Raw genomic sequence first — 17,482 nt, 5'->3', positions numbered from 1 at the left:
TTTATCAAAACACTAGGCTATGGGTAAGGTTGTGGATAACCTGTGGGCTAAATATGGATAACTTATCTTTTTGAGTTATCCACAAAAATATCCACAGTCTTATCCCCAAAAAACAAGGTTTTATCCACAGGGTATTTATGTTAGATTAGCCCCTACTTCGTGTGTGACTTCTCATAGCTTTCCAGTGTGACTTTTAACACAGTTAATCACTGTTGATACCAAGTATTTCTGTAGAAGGTCAGGCTATTAAAGTTAATTATTATTGCAAATTATAGGGTTAGTATTTTTCATGATAGACACAGCAAATATTTGGGATAAATGTCTGAACGATTTGCGCTATAACGTTAAAGACAACGTTTTTACCATGTGGCTGAGGCCTCTATCAGCTTATCAAGAAGCACAAACTCTGATCATTCTTGCGCCTAATGATTATTTTGTCACGTATATCAAAAAGAACCATCTTCAAGATATTCAGCAATTGGTTGCTAAGCACAGTCAAGGTAGCATTGAGGAGGTTGTTGTCCGTGTTGATAATGCTGGACGTGAGGTAGACGATAGTCAGCAGACAAAATCAGGCTCATTATTTTTGAAGGATAAGCCCTCCCCTACTCCATCTGAGCATAAATTTGAATCTATCCATCATAATAATTCAAAAGCAGATATCGACGCTAATATGCGTCAGGGAGAACTAAACGACTCGGCTGATGCTAAATCACTGAGCTATCTCAACCCTGACTTTACTTTTGAGACATTTGTCACTGGTAAGTCGAACAATCTGGCTTACAAGGCCTGCTATGAGCTTGGTAAAAAACAATCAAAAAATCGACACAACCCTTTATTTATATATGGACCTTCTGGATTAGGAAAAACGCATTTAATGCATTCTGTAGCACATCGATATCTAAAAAATAATCAAAGTTTTTATTATTTTACTTCTGAAAAATTTATAAACCAATTAGTTTATTCATTAAGAAATAATAAAATAGAAGATTTTAAAAAGAAAATAAAAAAAGTAGATTTATTAATTGTAGATGATATTCACGTCTTAGCAGGAAAGACCAAAAGCAGTAATGAATTTTTAACATTGTTTGCAGATTTTACCAGTGGTGACAAACAACTGATTTTGGCTTCTGATCGTCATCCATCACAAATGACGGAATTTGATGAGCGCTTTAGATCGCGATTTTCTTGGGGATTGACAGTCGCAGTTGACCCTCCTGAGATTGATACTCGCGTGCAAATTTTGCAGAAAAAAGCCGCTTCTTATGGCATGGTGCTGCCTAAAGAGTGTGCATTATTTATCGCTCAAAACGTGGTATCCAATGTCAGACGTTTGGAGGGTGCTCTCAATCAAGTTTTTGCAAATGCTAATTTGACAGGTGCACAGATTACTCTTGAGATGGTGCAATACGCGTTAAAAGACATCGTCGCTATGCGTGTACAAGCCGTAAATATGGATAATATCCGAAAAATAGTCGCTGAATACTATGATGTAACGGTGAAAGACATTATGGGGCGTAAACGTACGCGTAGCATCGCCAGACCTCGCCAAATAGCGATGGCCTTATCGCGTGAGTTAACAGGTGATAGTTTTCCTGAAATTGGTCAATCATTTGGTGGACGTGACCATACTACAGTGATGCACGCTTGCGATAAAGTAAATGAATTACGAGCAGCAGATCCGGCGTTTGACAAGGATTATAAGACGCTAGCGTTGATGTTACAGGCAGGTTAGTAGAGTAAGTCTTCACTGTATTTTAGGGAGAAAATATCGTTTATAATATTGAAAATATAAGCAGATAGATGCTCTGTAGATTATAGTCGGTAGACAAGGTATTATTAGACGATTACGTCAAATTTTTATAAAAAATCATTCAAATAAGAGTAACTAAGCATGCAATTATCGATCAATCGAGAATCGTTACTAAAAGCTATCAACTTGATCGCCAAAGCCGCTGATAAACGCCATAATATGGTGATATTGGGTAATATTAAGCTGCAGTTATCAGAGTCCGAGCTTATCTTGACAGCCTCAGATTTAGAAGTGGAGCTGACATCGACCTTGAAATTGCCTGCTGGTGCTTGTGTTGAAGCAGGAACAACGACGCTACCTGCAACAAAACTAAAAGATATTTGTAAGTCTTTACCTGCACAAGCCCAAGTTAACCTAGCGACTCAAGCGAATGAGCGTTGTTTGCTTACCAGTGGCAAGAGCCGTTTCACGCTAGGCACCTTACCAAGTGAAGACTATCCAAGCTTGGGCAATCCTGAAAATATCACGCCGTTGAACATCAGCCGTAGTCGATTGACAGATTTGATTCACAAAACTCAGTTTGCGATGGCAATTCAAGATGTACGTTATTATTTGACGGGTATGCTGTTTGATGTTTCACAGCAGCAGCTTACGACCGTTGCGACTGACGGACATAGATTGGCCTTGGCACGTAGCGTTATAGATGTGAGTGCTGATCTGAGCATGCAGGCTATCTTGCCACGTAAGGCAGTGATCGAGCTTGAGCGTTTGGCGACTGAGCTTGGCAAAATGCTAGGCGATAAGGACAATGCAGTTACGCTGAGTTTTGGGCGTGAGTTTTTGCAAGTGAGCTTACCATTTGGCGATGTAGATAGTGCAGGGCAAGTCAGCCAAAACCTAATGGTGACGTTTACTGCCCGTTTGATTGATGGCAAATTCCCTGATTATCGCCGCGTCATGCCAAGCAATACCGATAAGCTCGCGTTATTTAGTCAAGAAAAAATGACTGACGTATTACGCCGGGTTGCGATTTTAAGTAACGAGAAATCTCGCGGTGTGGTCTTTAATTTTGCCAGTGATGGTATGATAGAAGTACGTGCCAATAATGCTGAGCAAGATGAAGCCGTGGAGATGCTCCAAGCCAAATACCAAGGCGAACCAATGGAGTTATCATTCAATGCTGCGTATCTACAAGATGTGCTAAATGTTATTCAAGGTGATTTGCAGATGCATATGAGCCAATCGAATGCTTCAGTGTTGGTCAATCAGCTTAATGATGAGTTCCATCAATACGTCATCATGCCGATGCGTATATAGTCTGATTTTTTGCACATCATACAGCATTGAACCGCGCTAGCATCTTTTGAGTATTTACGCGGACAGCTTAAATTTAAATAAACTTTTGCTTGCTTTGAAAGCTGAAAATAATGGGCGGCTATCGATATCATGATTGAACGTCTACAAATATCAAATCTGCGCAACCTCACACAAGTTAATTTGCAGTCGACCGTTTGCAACGTTGTCATCGGTGCAAATGGTAGCGGCAAAACATCTTTACTTGAAGCGATATTCTTATTATCGAGAGGCAAAAGCTTTCGCCATCACCAGCCAAAACGTTATATACAGCACCATCAGAATAATACAACCGTATATGCTAGGCTCAATGATAGTCGTACGTTAGCCATTCAAAAACAAACAGATGCGACAACCATTCTGCGTCTTAATCAAGCTACTGTCTACAATCAAAGTATATTGACTGAGCAGCTGCCCACGCTACTGATAGATCCTTCAACGATGGATATGTTAGAGCAGGGTAGTGCCAGTCGTCGCCAGCTATTAGATTGGTTGGTGTTTCACATGAAACAAGGTTTTCACCCACAATGGGTCGCCTATCAACGCCTGTTAAAACAGCGCAATAGTTTACTAAAAAAGACTCGTCAATTGACTCAAGTCCAGCTAGCTGAGCTAAAGTCTTGGGATAAAGGACTAAGTAATCATGCGGCATTGATACATCATTATCGTGAGCAAGTATTTACTGAGTGGCAGCCTTATTTTGCCAAAAGTGTTCTGCAATTGTTGCCGTCTTATGCTGAGCAATTGAGCCTAAGTTATAACGCTGGCTATGACACTAATGTCGCGCTTGATGTACAGCTTAATGAGCGATTAGAGCAGGATTTACAGTTAGGATATACCCGTATAGGCAATCATCGCGCCGATATCCACGTACATTGGCGCTCTGATAATACTGTACGGTCTGATGATGTTATAGTACGGTCTGATGATGTTATAGATAGTCAGGCGACAAATACAAATACAGCGTCCTCAAACCATGAGGTAAATGCTAAATTACCAACTCTAAAAGAGCAGGCAGCAAATGTATTGTCTCGCGGCGAAAAAAAACTGTTGATTACGGCACTGCGACTGTCACAGCTGCCTTTATTGCTCAATGATAATAAAGATAGCGCTTCGTTCGATAATAACTCAACATCGAGAGCGACCCCTGTCGTGCTACTAGATGACATCACCGCAGAGCTAGACGATAGGGCGATAGGTATTCTTTTATCAACATTAGCGCAGCTGCCTTGTCAGGTGTTCATGACCAGCTTGACGGATGATATCGTACCTCTGGTTAATGAGTTGTGGTCAAAACCTAGATTGTTTCACGTGAAACAAGGCCAGATATTGTCTGTTGATTAATTCCTGTTGATTAATTCTTAGTTTCTTATCATCCCTTTAAGCCTTTTCCTGCCTACTTATAACTCCTTTATACGTCCTTTATTGAGTATCACAGTCACGACTATCACTCATACTAGCTATTAGGTAAAGACACTGACTCATAAGTCGTAAAACTCCCAGTAAACAGTGACTTACAGACAAAAAAATGCTAAAATAACCCTTTATTTTTGTCCTGTTCTCAGCAATTTATCTGATAGCATCATATAAAAGATTTCTATTTTTTGTTTCTTTGTAAGTAGTTGATAATTAAATATTTTATTTATTTCAATAGTTTTAACAATGGCTAGAAAAACAAAGACTATTACTAATAAGTAATTTGCCAATTTTATCTCTATGCAGCCTTTTTGAGGTTAACGGTGGTTAGTGGTTTAGCTGCTCACATGCACTCTAAGTTATGAATAATAGACGTTAATTTTAAGATGCCATTATGTAGCGGACTTTTTATAAGTGCGCTAACAATAAATGGCTGATTATGGCTAGATTAAGGAATGTACATGAGTGATTCATTACCTATTGACCACGAGCAATTGATAGACGACAGTGCTACTGAAGCCGCTGTGCCTACTGTAGTTTCAGAAGTATTACCTTCTGATTATAGTTCTAAGGATATCCGTGTACTACGTGGGCTAGAGGCTGTACGCGTGCGCCCTGGTATGTATATCGGTGACACTGACGATGGCACAGGCTTGCATCACATGGTCTTTGAGGTCGTGGATAACTCTATCGATGAGGCGCTGGCCGGTCACTGTGATCAGATCGATATCATCATTCACGAAGATGAGTCTGTCAGTGTGATGGACAATGGCCGCGGTGTGCCAGTCGATATTCATCCAGAAGAGGGTGTATCAGCAGCTCAGGTTATTATGACTGTCTTGCATGCAGGCGGTAAGTTCGATGATAATAGCTATAAAGTATCAGGTGGCCTGCATGGTGTTGGGGTGTCGGTCGTCAACGCGTTGTCTAAAAAGCTTGAGATGAATATCTGGCGTGAAGGCTATCATTACCATCAGACCTATACTGATGGCGTACCTGACGCTGATATTCAGCAGATGGAAGCGACCGATCAAACCGGTACGCAAATCCGCTTTTATCCAAGTAGCGACGTATTCACCGGCACAGTTTTTGAATATGATATTTTGGCAAAACGCCTACGTGAGCTGTCATTTTTGAACTCTGGTGTGCGTATCGTTCTGACCGATGAGCGCATTGATAAGCGTCATGAGTTTGAGCACAAAGGTGGCTTGCTAGAATTTGTCAGCTACATCAATGCAGGTAAAGACGGTATCAATGAAGTTTTTCATTTTACCAGTCAACAAGACGACGGTATCAGTGTCGAGGTTGCGCTGCAATGGACCGATACGTATAACGAAAAAGTGCTGTGCTTTACCAATAATATTCCGCAAAAAGATGGCGGTACGCATCTATCAGGTTTCCGCTCAGCACTCACACGCGGCCTAAATAGCTATATGGATCGCGAGAATTTATTCAAAAAAGAAAAGGTCGCGGCGACTGGTGATGATGCTCGTGAAGGCCTAACGGCTATTGTCTCGGTGAAAGTGCCGGATCCGAAATTCTCAAGCCAGACCAAAGACAAGCTGGTCTCAAGCGAAGTCAAGTCTGCCGTTGAATCAGCGATGCATGATAAGTTCAATGACTATCTGCTAGAGAATCCAACGGCGGGTAAAGCCATTGCTAATAAAATTATGGAAGCAGCACGGGCGCGTGACGCCGCTCGTAAAGCGCGAGAGATGACCCGCCGCAAGACGACTCTGGATATTGCAGGTCTACCGGGAAAATTGGCTGACTGCCAAGAAAAAGATCCAGTACTATCAGAGCTATATATCGTGGAGGGTGACTCTGCAGGTGGCTCAGCCAAACAAGGTCGTAGCCGTAAGACTCAAGCGATTTTGCCACTAAAAGGTAAAATTCTAAACGTTGAGCGTGCGCGCTTTGACAAAATGCTATCGTCCGCTGAAGTGGGTAACCTGATCACGGCACTTGGCTGCGGTATCGGCCCTGATGAGTATAATCCAGACAAAGTGCGCTACCATAAAATCATCATCATGACTGATGCCGATGTGGATGGCTCACACATTCGTACCCTGCTGCTGACGTTCTTCTTCCGTCAAACGCCTGAGCTGATCGAGCGTGGCTATGTATATATCGCCCAGCCGCCGCTATATAAAGTGAAAAAGGGTCGTCAAGAGCTATATCTAAAGGATGACGAAGCGCTAAAAGCGTATCTATTGTCATCAACCATTGATAGTACCAAGCTACATGTTAGCGCGGATGCGCCTGCTATTACAGGGCAAGCGCTTGAATCATTGCTGAATGATTATAACCAAACTCAGCTGATCAAAGCGCGTTTGCAGATCCGCTTCCCATTGGTCATCTTGGATGCGTTGACGCACACGCCAAAGCTATCCGTTGATATGACTTATGATGAGTCTGCGATGCAGGACTGGCAAAAAGCCATGCAGGCTCAGCTTGACGTCTTTGGTAGTGAGTTAAATCCTGAGATTGAATTGGTCAATATTCATGCACCGCAGCCACAAGATATGGATTCAGCGGCTGCCGATCTATTGGGTATGACACCTGCAATTGGCACTGAGGCCGCAAGCACGGCAGAAGGCGAAGCATCAGACAATGAGGCTTTATCTACTAAGGCGCAGTGGCTACCACGTGTCACAGTCTATGTGCATCAACTGGCACACCATTATCTGTTAGATGCTAGCTTCATCAACTCAAGTGAGTATGGCAAACTGTTACGTCTATCAAGCGAGTGGAACACCCTGCTTGAGGAAGACGCCTTTATTCGTCGTGAAGCAAGTGCGGGCACGACTAAAGATATTCCAGTACGTGACTTCGATTATCTCTGGCAGCAAATGATGCTCGACGCGCGTCGTGGTCTGGCTATCCAGCGCTATAAAGGTCTAGGTGAGATGAACGCTGACCAGCTATGGGATACCACGATGGATCCAGAAAACCGTCGTATGCTACGTGTCACTATCGAAGATGCGATTGCCGCTGATCATATGTTTACCTGCTTGATGGGTGATCATGTCGAGCCGCGTCGTGTCTTTATTGAAGAAAATGCGTTAACCGTCTCAAATCTAGATATCTAATTTTGAAACTGATCAGTAACAACGTATAAAAATACCGCGTCGTCTATCGAAGCGGTATTTTTGTTTCACATGAAACCTTTTTTATAAAGTTAATCATACCTGCTATTCGAGTTAAGAGAAAATACCATGATTGAAGTAGTGCTGCTCGCGATTGCACTCGCGATGGATGCGTTTGCAGTATCGATAGGAATGGGCGCAAAGTCACAGAAACAAAGCCAGCAATATGCACGTCATCTCGCTATTTATGCCGCATTATATTTCGGTATCGCGCAGGGTGTGATGCCGCTCATTGGGTATTTATTGGGTGCAGCGCTGTTGGGATGGTTGGCGGCGGCCGCGCCTTGGATCGGCGGTATCATCTTGATTGCTCTGGGTGGCAAGATGCTGTACGAAGTGCTCAGTGGTGAGGATGACGAAGAAGATATTGACGTGGGCGGTAGTGTCATTAGCCATCGCACCATGTTTACCCTTGCTATTGCTACCAGTATCGATGCCATGGCAGCAGGATTTACGCTCAATTTATTGGCGTTAAACGCATGGCTTGCCTGCTTGATTATCGCGGTTGTAACGGCTGTGTTTGGCTGGCTCGGGGTCTATTTGGGACGTCGCTCAGGCACATGGCTAGAGGATAAAGCCGAAGTATTGGGCGGTGTGGTACTGATTGCGATTGGTATCAAAGTCATGTTCTTTGGCTAATCTATTTAGAGTTTCACTTAGCCTTTATGCAAAAAGCACCGCCTTGAGTATCAAAGCGGTGCTTTTTTGTTTCACGTGAAACTTAGGCGTATTATGTATTCAACGACTACTCTTCGTCGGTATCAAAGCGCCACGCGAGTACACGAGTGCTCTTTTGACCTTGGCTCATCTCAATGATACGCATCTGCGCGACATTAAGCTGCTTTAATAGTAGTTGTAAAGGTTTCACATTTTCAGATTTTGATACTAACGTCGTGAACCAGCCAACATGCTCTGCAAAGCTTTGGCTTTCTTTTGCCATCTTGGTCAAAAACGCAATTTCGCCACCTTCACTCCACAATTCTTTATGCTGACCACCGAAGTTTAGGTTTTGCGCCGCGTTACCTGACTTGGTTGAATGACGGCTGATTTGCTCGCTTTCATTTTTACCGCGATGGCGTTGCAGGTTGTGCTGCTTGCGGCTATTGGCTTCCATCGCTTCTTCTAATGAGGCGTGAAACGGTGGGTTACACACCACCACATCGAAGTAATCTTGACGACCAATGATGTTTTTAAAGATGAACTTAGGCTCAGGCTGTAGCTTTACTTTGACCGCGCTTTTTAGCTTAGGATTGGCGTCACAAATGAGGGCGGCAGTATTGACCGAAACCGGATCAATATCGCTTGCGGTAAAGCGCCAACCATAGCTTTGACTACCGACAATCGGATAGATCGCACTGGCACCCGTACCGATATCTAGCGCGTGAATCTCTTTACCGGTTGGCGGTGTGTTGTCGGCATTCACGTGCGTGGTTTGCGCGAGTAAATCCGCAATATAGTGAATATAATCGGCACGGCCAGGAATTGGCGGACATAGATAGCCGTCAGGAATATCCCAAAACTTAACGCCGTAATAGTGCGCCAACAATGCTTTATTTAGCACACGAACTGCTTGATGATCCGAGAAATTAATCGTCGGCTCGCCTTTGGGGTTGGTGATGGTATGCTCAGCAAGCTCAGGCAACGCGCGAGTCAATACGGCAAAGTCGTAACGACCTTGATGTGGATTGCGCGGATGCAATTGACCGAGTTTTTTGGCGGTCGCAGGCGATCGGTTTCTGTGTTTACTATTGGCAGGATTACGGGTCATGGGCTTACTTGTCATAATGTCAGGCTACGATATATGGATATAAGTCAGCAGTGTAGCAGATTTCACCGCTCGCAAATGAGTTATCGATGGCCTATCGATGACGCAAGATCAGGTTGAGCCCCAATACGATCATCGCAGACCCCAACACACGGTCGATCCAATGCTCAAAACGCTGAAGTCGTCGATGAATTGCAGGGACAGAGAGTAGCATCACCACGGTGCTAAACCATGCCATCTGTAGCACCATCATCCAGACGCCATAAATCGCCAATTGCCAAAGTGGGATGGCTGGCGATAGCACAAGGGTAAAAATCGCCACAAAATAGACAGGCGCTTTTGGGTTGAAGACATTGCAGAAAAACCCGCGACGCAATGTGGTAAAAGTATCGTTAGGTGTTGTAAATTTGGTATGAGTAGAGGCGTCTTGCTTTGCTTGTAAATGATCAATAGGTGCGTTCTCTTGCGTTACTAACGCTGTTAGTTCTAATGGCTTTTTAGGTTTGGCCTGAATACCTTGCCACCCCAGATAGATCAGATAGCCACCGCCCAGCCATTTGATCGCGGTCAATAGCGGCTGCGAGTGGGCAATCACCGTTGCCAATCCTAGCACTGAATAGATAATGTGTACCGATAATCCTAAGGTAATACCCAAACTACAAATCAAACCAGTACGCCGACCTTTGGCTAATGTCTGCTGCGAGACCAACACAAAATCAGGCCCTGGTGAGGCGGCCGCCAGCAAGTGAACGCTCGTGATTAGCAAAAACCCATGCCAAAACTCCATAAAACCCTCTGTACCCTATCCAGTCTGAATCATAGTTGCACTTATCACAAATGAGGTCAACTTTTATCTATTATCGCGCCATTCGAGTCATTGCTATCGCTTGTGTTATGGCTATATGCTGTCTATATTAAATGAAGTATTAAAAATAGTCCTATCGACAAATCGCTATAAATAAGCGATCAAGATTCGACGATATAACTAGGGCGTGTTGAACATTCGCAAATAGGCACTGCTGATTGCTAAAATTGTTCCAGACAAGGCACAAAGCGACGATAATGCAGATGCCTTAACGAGATTTGTAACGCAGTATGGGGCAATTTTAGCATCAGCCCCAACGATAAAAGCAGGGGACAGGACTCTTTTTTGCCGCTTCATCGTTAAAAATAAGCGCTTAGAATGACTAAACTTATTATTTTTAACATCGAATCGCCTAAAAAATAGTCGCTGTCAGTGCCATGGTCGAATGTTTAACACGCCCTACTCACTTCATAAAAAATAACTTTGACAAGGACATCACCATGACGACGGACAGTACCACGCAAGACAACCGCATTACTTATGACACAGACGGCACTATTTGCCTGATTGGGCTAAACCGCGCCAATAAACGCAATGCTTTTGACAGTCATATGATTACCCAGCTATCTGATGCATTGACTCGATATGAAGACGATGAGCATCTACGCTGTGCGCTTATCTTTGCGCATGGCGATCACTTCACCGCTGGGCTCGATCTGGTCGAGCTACAAGATAAGCTAAACGATGGTGTGTTTGAGTTTGATGATAATCAAATTGATCCGTGGGGCATTAGTGGACGCTTACGTACCAAACCTGTGGTGGTGGCGGTCAAAGGCACGTGCTTTACCGTGGCTATCGAGTTGATGCTCAATTGTGATGTGGTCATCGCAAGCGACAACTGTAACTTTGCGCAAATGGAAGTCCAGCGCGGCATTATGCCATTTGGCGGAGCGACGGTACGCTTTGTCGCGGCGGCAGGCTGGCAAAAAGCCATGCCATATCTACTCACGGGCAAAGCGTTCGATGCGCAAACGGCTGATCGACTGAACTTGGTCAGTGAAGTGGTGGCAAATGGGTCTGAGTACGAGCGCGCATTAACACTGGCACAAGAGATCAGCAAAGCTGCGCCGCTGGGCGTTAGAGGCGCGCTGTCTTCCGCGCAAGATGCGAGCCGCAATGGTGCCGCGAAGGCACTGGCTAATATCCACAGCTATTTGCCGCCACTCTTTCATTCAGAGGATGCAAAAGAGGGCGTGATGGCGATGGTTGAGAGACGTGAGGCTGAGTTTAAGGGGATGTAAACTGAAAATTTAGACGATTTTTGATTAAATTGTCTAAGTTATAGATAACTGTGATAATTGAGTAAAGTTGCTTATATGAGTAGCATATTAACTAAATAATATTATGTAGCGTTGCTATATTAGAACCATATAATCTAATTCATATTTAGTATTATTATATTTATAGTAGATACGATATAATTGCTAGGTTAGCAGGCTTGATATTTAAGGTAAAAGATGGTAGGCGTGCAAAAAAATATTCAGTTATTCGGGAACTTAAATGTCTACAGATATTAATCAGCTTAGAGATTTATCAACACTTTTCACAAGAAGTGAAATACTTCGATTGTTGAAAAATGACTTTGGCTCAGTTGATAAAAAATTAATAAGATATGATTTGATAGATAAAAGAAGAGGAAGTACATATTTAAAAATATTTAAAGAAGAGTATAGAAAACTCCAAAAAAACTATCAAAATGAATATGTTGTAAAAAATGAGTTTCTAAATCAGAAATTGATAAAGGAAATAGGTAATAGACACTCAGTAATTTTTAATGAAATGAGACTGGGTGGTGCAACTGCTGATTTAGCTATTTTTAATGGGGTATCTAAGGTATTTGAAATAAAAACAATACTTGATAAAGAGTATAGATTATCAAAACAGTTAGAGGTTTATAAAAAAATATTCAATGAAGTTTATGTTATAGTTCCACAGGAAAATGTATTACAATATATGAAATACGACAGTAACGTAGCAATTATCTCTTATGATTCAGAAATGACAGAATTCAGAGTAGAAAGAGAGGCGATAAAAAATATTGATATTGATATTGATGTTCTGATGAATGTTCTGCATTCTAAAGAGTATCTTAATATTACATATGATTACTATGATGAATTACCTGAAATAAATGCTTTTAACCAATTTGAAGTATGTAAAAGTTTAATTTCGAAAATACCATACGAAAAGCTTAACTATTCATTTATAGAAGCTATGAAGAATAGAAAAGTATACAACTCATTTTTTAACAAGGTCAATAATGAATTTAATCAGGTTTGTCTTTCATTGAATTTGAAAGAAGAGCAAAGGAAGGATTTGATTAATAAGTTAAAGACTCATAAGGTGTGTTAAATGTACTATCCATACTTAAGAGGTAGACAGTTCGAATTAATAACAATTAGAGATTTAGCATTAGAGAATGCTTTAGAAAAAGTCACACCTGTCATTGAGCCTGTTAAAGAAAATTTTAATAGCTTAAGTCTTGCTAATAATATATTTCTTGAAAGTGGATTTAAGCCCTTCTTAATAGTAAATCCATCTGTAGGCGAAGTTGTAGGAGATAAAGAGCATTTCCTACAATATATTAGTAAGCTAGAAAGCTCAATGTATAAACCTGCTTTCCACTATTCTGATAATGCAGAATATATCTTGGAATGTATCCATAAGTACAACTTAGAAGACACTATGATTATTGGTCTAGATGACTTCACTAAAGAAGATAGTTTGATTGAACTTTGTAGTAATAATAGTATAAGTCACATCATGCTTTTAGAGCCTCACAGGTATAGGTCTTTAGATAGAAAGATTAAAGATTTAAATAAGATTTATATTAGATTAGATGATCTATTTGAACGTCAACAAAAAAATGCAGATTATCTCGAAATCCCTGCTCACAAATTTTCCGAAGAGCATTTGTACTATAAAGATGACCGATACCAAGGGTTTAGCGATTTTACTGTTTTATCTAAGGAGTATCTCGAAGGTGGAAGTGTCCCAAGAGCTGTTGTTATAAATCTGACTTATATTAATGAAGAGATGAATGATCAAATTTGGATAAGACATTTTACTTCTGATACAAATGATTCTATCTCCAATGTACAAGGAAAATTTGCCGAAGCTACCAAAAAAGCTATCAAGTTCTGTGAAGAGTTACCGCTAGAAAATTCAGGTACAGATGAGCTTAAAAAGTACTATGAAGAATTAAAGTATCCTGGTCTTGGTACTGTGAAAAAGATAACTATCAAAAACCATTTGCTAGTCGTTAAAAAGTATTTAGATAAAATATCATGAATAGTATATGTGAAAGTTGCTTCGAAGATAGAGAGTTGAAAGGTTTTATCCTCTCTCAAGGCGAGCGTGGGTCATGTTGTTTTTGTGGCACTGATGATAAAAATATAATAAAAATTGATGAGTTATTAGATTTTTTTGACGAGCTTTTAGGTAATTTCGAGACACATCCTGATGGTATTGGACTTCTAAGCCTCATTCAAGGTGATTGGAGCTTATTCCGTAACAACGAGACAGGTATTAAGTTTCTTAATATAATTATCGATAAGTTAGAAATAAGTTTTTTTCATGCAGATGTTCTAGTTAACTATAGCCAAGAAATTTTAAACAATGTAAATTACTGGTTTGATTTGAAAGAGCAGCTAAAATGGGAAAAGAGATACTTAATAGATGTTAACTATCTGACAGATGAGCTAGGATGGGACGGTTTTTTCGAAAGTAAGTTTGTAGTGAGTAAAGATGACGTCTTATATAGAGCTAGATTACATCATAGTACAAACGATGAGAAATTTTCTCCTGATAAAATGTTCTGTCCACCTAAAGAAATTAGTACAGCTGGTCGTGCTAATCCCATGGGTATTCCTTACCTATATTTATCAGATCATGAAGAAACTATACTATATGAGATTAGATCCACGTATTTAGATGAAGTTTCTGTAGGTAAGTTCTCAGTCAAAAATGACTTAGACAGAGATGTAGTAATTTCTGACTTTACTGAAGTTTCTACAATATATCATCCAAATGAGGTAAATAAAAAAATAAAGTCTAGACTATTAAAAAGACATATTAGTAGAGATTTATCTCAGCCTCTCAGGAGGTATGACTCAGAATTAGATTATATACCTACACAATTTATCTGTGAGTTTATTAAAATTTATACAGGTGTGGAAGGCTTGAAATTTACTAGTTCACTGCATAACATTGGTAATAACTATGTGATTTTTAATCAAAACTTATTTGACTGTTTTGAGGTTAAAAAGGTAAATATTTCAAAGGTGAAGATAGGGTATAATTGATTTCGACTAAAGAAAATGTTATTTCTATTAGACTTCTTGCATAAGTCATCGTCAGCCCTTGTAACTCCGTCAGTGGAAGTCAATGAACTGGTACTTTTGCAAGAGGTCTATTGAAAGCTATATTCTAATATTTTTCTGAATTTTGCTGCTTAATTCAAAAAATTTAAGAAAGGTGTCCAACTTTAAGTAGCCTTACCCTCAAACCTCACCCAAATCTTCCAAATCCACATACTCCTTTTTGCCATGTATCTTATACATCTTACGGTCGATCTCTGGATACAGGGTAATATCGATCGGTGGTCGGCTGCCGCCCATCAGGTAAGTGGCATCGGCATCGCTCTCATTGCGCATCGAATGCGCCGCGCCATGTGCAGGAAAGCCAACAAAATCTCCAGCACTCAGCTGATAATGCTCATCACCATAGCGCAGCGACAGCTCACCTGACAGCACATAAATGAACTCATCCGACTCTTCATGATAGTGATGGGTCGTCGTCTCATCTCCCGCTTCCACCCGTACGAGGTGCAAGCCAAACTTGGTCAGACCAACGATATCACTGAGCGATACCGTATGGCGGATAGCGTGCTCATTGAACTGGTGGATATGCTTAGTCTCAGGCGTGTTGTCGATATCGGATTTGGTCAAGACGTATGCTTGCGTGTCCTTAGGCGGCTTTTGTTCTGGTGTCGTCATCATCGGTCTCCTTGGTTGATGCTTTGAGTGTATACCACTATTAGCCAATAGTAACAGGTTTTAAAAGGGACGAGATAGGCGTGATGTTGATAATCAGACAGCGGCTTTATATATCCTGCATAAAGCGATTGTTGATGACGCCATTCCTGTTGTACCCTGAACCATTATTTTAAATGAAGGGGAATGCGGGTGTTGTATAACTTTGATGAGGCGATAGACGTGGTACGGGGTCGCTTAAATGGCACTATAGCGATGATACGATTCCGCTGTGGGTGGCGGATATGGATTTTAAGGCCGCACCGCCTATCTTAAACGCGATTGAGCAAGCCGTACAGCATGGCATATTGGGCTATACCAAACCTACTGAGGCGCTATATGACGCCATTATCGAGTGGCATGGCAGTCGCTATGAGTTACCGCTTGCTAAAGAAAATATTTTGTTTTCCCCGGGTGTCGTCCCAAGCTTAGCGCTGATGATGAACGTCTTTACCGAGGTAGGGGATGCGGTGCTGGTCCATGACCCTGTGTACACGCCCTTTATGAGCAAAGTCACGCAAAATAAGCGCACGCTGGTGCGCTCAGCGCTGGTGGAAGCGGACGACAAATACCGTCTGGATTTGGACGATATGGAAACCAAAATCATCAAGCACAATATCAAGCTGTACTTTCTGTGCAATCCCCACAATCCGGGCGGGCGCGTGTGGACGGCGGATGAGCTGAATGCGGTGCTAGACTTGTGCAAAAAGCATGATGTGGCGATTGTCAGTGATGAGATTCATCAGGATTTGACCTTGCGCGGGCATACCTTTACGCCGTTTTTAACGCTGGCACAAGGTTATGAGCACAAGGTGGTGAGTCTGACCTCGATGACCAAAACCTTTAATATCGCGGGGATCAAAGGCTCGCTGATTTTTGCTAAGGATGCCGCACTGATAGAAAAAATTGACGCCCAGCAGCATCTAAACGATGAGTATGAGCTCAACATGTTCGCCTATGCGGCGATGCACAGCGCCTATCGTGACGGCGGTGAATGGTTGGCGCAGCTGCTTGTCTATATTGAGGATAATATTGAGTTTACCTTAGATTTTTTGGCGGACAAGTTGCCCAAAATCAAAGTCATGCGCCCAGAAGCGTCCTATCTGATTTGGCTGGATTGCTCAGCATATAGTCAAGACGACGAGCAGCTTTATGATATTTTACGTGCGGCGAAAGTGGAGCTCAATGCTGGAATCAAATATGGTGAGGAAGGACATCTCAAAATGCGTATCAATGTTGCCTGTCCGCGTATGCTGTTAGAAGCGGGTTTGGCGCGGATGGTGATGGCGTTTGAGGGATTGGGTGGTTAAGGCATTATTGAGAAAATGGGCAATGCCTTATTGCTGACTTAGTGAAACAAGCAAACTATTGATTCTATTAATCGAGATCAAACATGGATGAAAAAGTTAAAGCATCATGGAAGCGTGTACTTCACCCCACGACGCTTAAAAAAATATCATTACAGCCTCTATATTTTCGATGGGCTTCGAAATGCTCAAGAATAGTATTGTTGAAAAGATAAAAGGCTTTTTTACTAATGGGTTCGATGAAAATGGAATGATTGTTAGCGCTGAGTATAAAGAAAAGGTGCTTGTCTTGAATAGAAGCCGACTCTATGCATCTTTAACGTGGCTACGAGATATGGGTGCCATTGATGATGAAGATTTAGAGAAATTTGAGTATATCAAAAGGTGCCGCAACACCTTAGCTCATGAAATGTTAACATTTGCTTCGTCTGGGATTGACTTTGATGTCACAGAAACTTTTGAAGAAATGGTCGGTTTATTGAGAAAGATAGAGATTTGGTGGTTTGTAAACCTAGATATGGTAATAGACCCAGAGGCTTATCCTGAAGATCTAGATTTAGAGCAGGTTACTCCAGGTCCAGTATGGGGTCTTCAAATGCTTATTGACGTTGCGTTAGGTTCAGAGGATGAAGCGCAAAAATACTATAATTACTTTGTCGCAAACTCGGACAAAGTTTAAGATGTGCATTTCCTCGGAATTTTTCAACTCTCCTACAACTAGCTGCGAATGTATGTTGAATTGTACAAAATAGTATGGTCTAAATTTTCAACCACTTCTAAGCTAAAAATACTTATCACACCAAAGCTCAATCGGTCATAACCATTGAGCCTTAATATCTAT

At 41.6% G+C, this 17,482-nt stretch carries 14 protein-coding genes; 11 read left to right on the top strand and 3 right to left on the bottom strand.

What is annotated here, in order from left to right; translation table 11 throughout:
* The first annotated feature begins 289 nt into the window (after positions 1-289).
* The 5 genes from dnaA to AOT82_RS08580 all read left to right on the top strand — a co-directional run bounded on the left by dnaA (position 290) and on the right by AOT82_RS08580 (position 8,310).
* A complete protein-coding gene (dnaA, locus tag AOT82_RS08600) occupies positions 290-1,735 on the top strand; it encodes a chromosomal replication initiator protein DnaA (RefSeq protein ID WP_071002663.1) in 1,446 nt (481 codons plus the stop codon).
* Between the two features lie 159 nt (positions 1,736-1,894).
* Positions 1,895-3,070: a DNA polymerase III subunit beta gene (dnaN, locus tag AOT82_RS08595; RefSeq protein ID WP_071002662.1), complete on the top strand. Its 1,176-nt coding sequence runs from the start codon at positions 1,895-1,897 to the stop codon at positions 3,068-3,070.
* 129 nt (positions 3,071-3,199) lie between these two features.
* Positions 3,200-4,450, top strand: coding sequence for a DNA replication/repair protein RecF (gene recF, locus AOT82_RS08590; protein ID WP_071002661.1), 1,251 nt, complete (start codon positions 3,200-3,202; stop codon positions 4,448-4,450).
* A 533-nt stretch (positions 4,451-4,983) separates the two neighbouring features.
* Positions 4,984-7,614, top strand: coding sequence for a DNA topoisomerase (ATP-hydrolyzing) subunit B (gyrB, locus tag AOT82_RS08585; protein WP_083328904.1), 2,631 nt, complete (start codon positions 4,984-4,986; stop codon positions 7,612-7,614).
* 126 nt (positions 7,615-7,740) lie between these two features.
* Positions 7,741-8,310 (top strand): manganese efflux pump MntP, encoded by a 570-nt coding sequence (locus AOT82_RS08580; protein WP_058025216.1) that lies wholly within the window; start codon positions 7,741-7,743, stop codon positions 8,308-8,310.
* Between the two features lie 106 nt (positions 8,311-8,416).
* Here AOT82_RS08580 and rlmF read toward each other — a convergent pair whose 3' ends face one another.
* A complete protein-coding gene (rlmF, locus tag AOT82_RS08575) occupies positions 8,417-9,454 on the bottom strand; it encodes a 23S rRNA (adenine(1618)-N(6))-methyltransferase RlmF (protein WP_058025215.1) in 1,038 nt (345 codons plus the stop codon).
* A gap of 76 nt (positions 9,455-9,530) precedes the next feature.
* Positions 9,531-10,223, bottom strand: coding sequence for a LysE family translocator (locus AOT82_RS08570; protein WP_071002660.1), 693 nt, complete (start codon positions 10,221-10,223; stop codon positions 9,531-9,533).
* Positions 10,224-10,741: 518 nt separating this feature from the next.
* Here AOT82_RS08570 and AOT82_RS08565 point away from each other — a divergent pair.
* The 4 genes from AOT82_RS08565 (at position 10,742) to AOT82_RS08550 (ending at position 14,605) form a co-directional block, all read left to right on the top strand.
* Positions 10,742-11,542 carry a crotonase/enoyl-CoA hydratase family protein gene (locus AOT82_RS08565; RefSeq protein ID WP_071002659.1) on the top strand — a complete coding sequence of 267 codons (801 nt, stop codon included), beginning with the start codon at positions 10,742-10,744 and terminating at the stop codon, positions 11,540-11,542.
* A 259-nt stretch (positions 11,543-11,801) separates the two neighbouring features.
* The gene (locus AOT82_RS08560; protein ID WP_071002658.1) at positions 11,802-12,653 is read left to right on the top strand and encodes a sce7726 family protein; all 852 of its coding nucleotides are present in this window, start codon (positions 11,802-11,804) and stop codon (positions 12,651-12,653) included.
* Positions 12,654-13,592 (top strand): sce7725 family protein, encoded by a 939-nt coding sequence (locus tag AOT82_RS08555; RefSeq protein WP_071002657.1) that lies wholly within the window; start codon positions 12,654-12,656, stop codon positions 13,590-13,592.
* Between the two features lie 35 nt (positions 13,593-13,627).
* Positions 13,628-14,605, top strand: a complete 978-nt coding sequence (locus AOT82_RS08550) for an RES family NAD+ phosphorylase (protein ID WP_197496652.1) — start codon at positions 13,628-13,630, stop codon at positions 14,603-14,605.
* A 198-nt stretch (positions 14,606-14,803) separates the two neighbouring features.
* Here AOT82_RS08550 and AOT82_RS08545 read toward each other — a convergent pair whose 3' ends face one another.
* A complete protein-coding gene (locus AOT82_RS08545) occupies positions 14,804-15,298 on the bottom strand; it encodes a cupin domain-containing protein (RefSeq protein WP_071002655.1) in 495 nt (164 codons plus the stop codon).
* A gap of 272 nt (positions 15,299-15,570) precedes the next feature.
* Between AOT82_RS08545 and AOT82_RS08540 the strand changes: the two genes are divergently transcribed.
* Entirely contained in the window at positions 15,571-16,644 is a 1,074-nt protein-coding gene (locus tag AOT82_RS08540; protein ID WP_237182776.1) for a MalY/PatB family protein, read from the top strand.
* 181 nt (positions 16,645-16,825) lie between these two features.
* Positions 16,826-17,320, top strand: coding sequence for a hypothetical protein (locus AOT82_RS08535; RefSeq protein ID WP_083328902.1), 495 nt, complete (start codon positions 16,826-16,828; stop codon positions 17,318-17,320).
* Positions 17,321-17,482 lie beyond the last annotated feature (162 nt).

The sequence above is a fragment of the Psychrobacter sp. AntiMn-1 genome (genome assembly GCF_001854065.1).
Taxonomy (GTDB): Bacteria; Pseudomonadota; Gammaproteobacteria; order Pseudomonadales; family Moraxellaceae; genus Psychrobacter; species Psychrobacter pacificensis.
This window is presented reverse-complemented; position numbering and strand designations above follow the sequence as displayed.

Bases quoted from the DNA above. Each gene is read 5' to 3' on its own strand.
- AOT82_RS08565 (WP_071002659.1), top strand. From the start codon at position 10,742: ATGACGACGGACAGTACCACGCAAGACAACCGCATTACTTATGACACA.
- AOT82_RS08570 (WP_071002660.1), bottom strand. From the start codon at position 10,223: ATGGAGTTTTGGCATGGGTTTTTGCTAATCACGAGCGTTCACTTGCTG.
- AOT82_RS08580 (WP_058025216.1), top strand. From the start codon at position 7,741: ATGATTGAAGTAGTGCTGCTCGCGATTGCACTCGCGATGGATGCGTTT.
- AOT82_RS08535 (WP_083328902.1), top strand. From the start codon at position 16,826: ATGCTCAAGAATAGTATTGTTGAAAAGATAAAAGGCTTTTTTACTAAT.
- AOT82_RS08545 (WP_071002655.1), bottom strand. From the start codon at position 15,298: ATGACGACACCAGAACAAAAGCCGCCTAAGGACACGCAAGCATACGTC.
- rlmF (WP_058025215.1), bottom strand. From the start codon at position 9,454: ATGACAAGTAAGCCCATGACCCGTAATCCTGCCAATAGTAAACACAGA.
- dnaA (WP_071002663.1), top strand. From the start codon at position 290: ATGATAGACACAGCAAATATTTGGGATAAATGTCTGAACGATTTGCGC.
- AOT82_RS08555 (WP_071002657.1), top strand. From the start codon at position 12,654: ATGTACTATCCATACTTAAGAGGTAGACAGTTCGAATTAATAACAATT.
- gyrB (WP_083328904.1), top strand. From the start codon at position 4,984: ATGAGTGATTCATTACCTATTGACCACGAGCAATTGATAGACGACAGT.
- dnaN (WP_071002662.1), top strand. From the start codon at position 1,895: ATGCAATTATCGATCAATCGAGAATCGTTACTAAAAGCTATCAACTTG.
- recF (WP_071002661.1), top strand. From the start codon at position 3,200: ATGATTGAACGTCTACAAATATCAAATCTGCGCAACCTCACACAAGTT.
- AOT82_RS08560 (WP_071002658.1), top strand. From the start codon at position 11,802: ATGTCTACAGATATTAATCAGCTTAGAGATTTATCAACACTTTTCACA.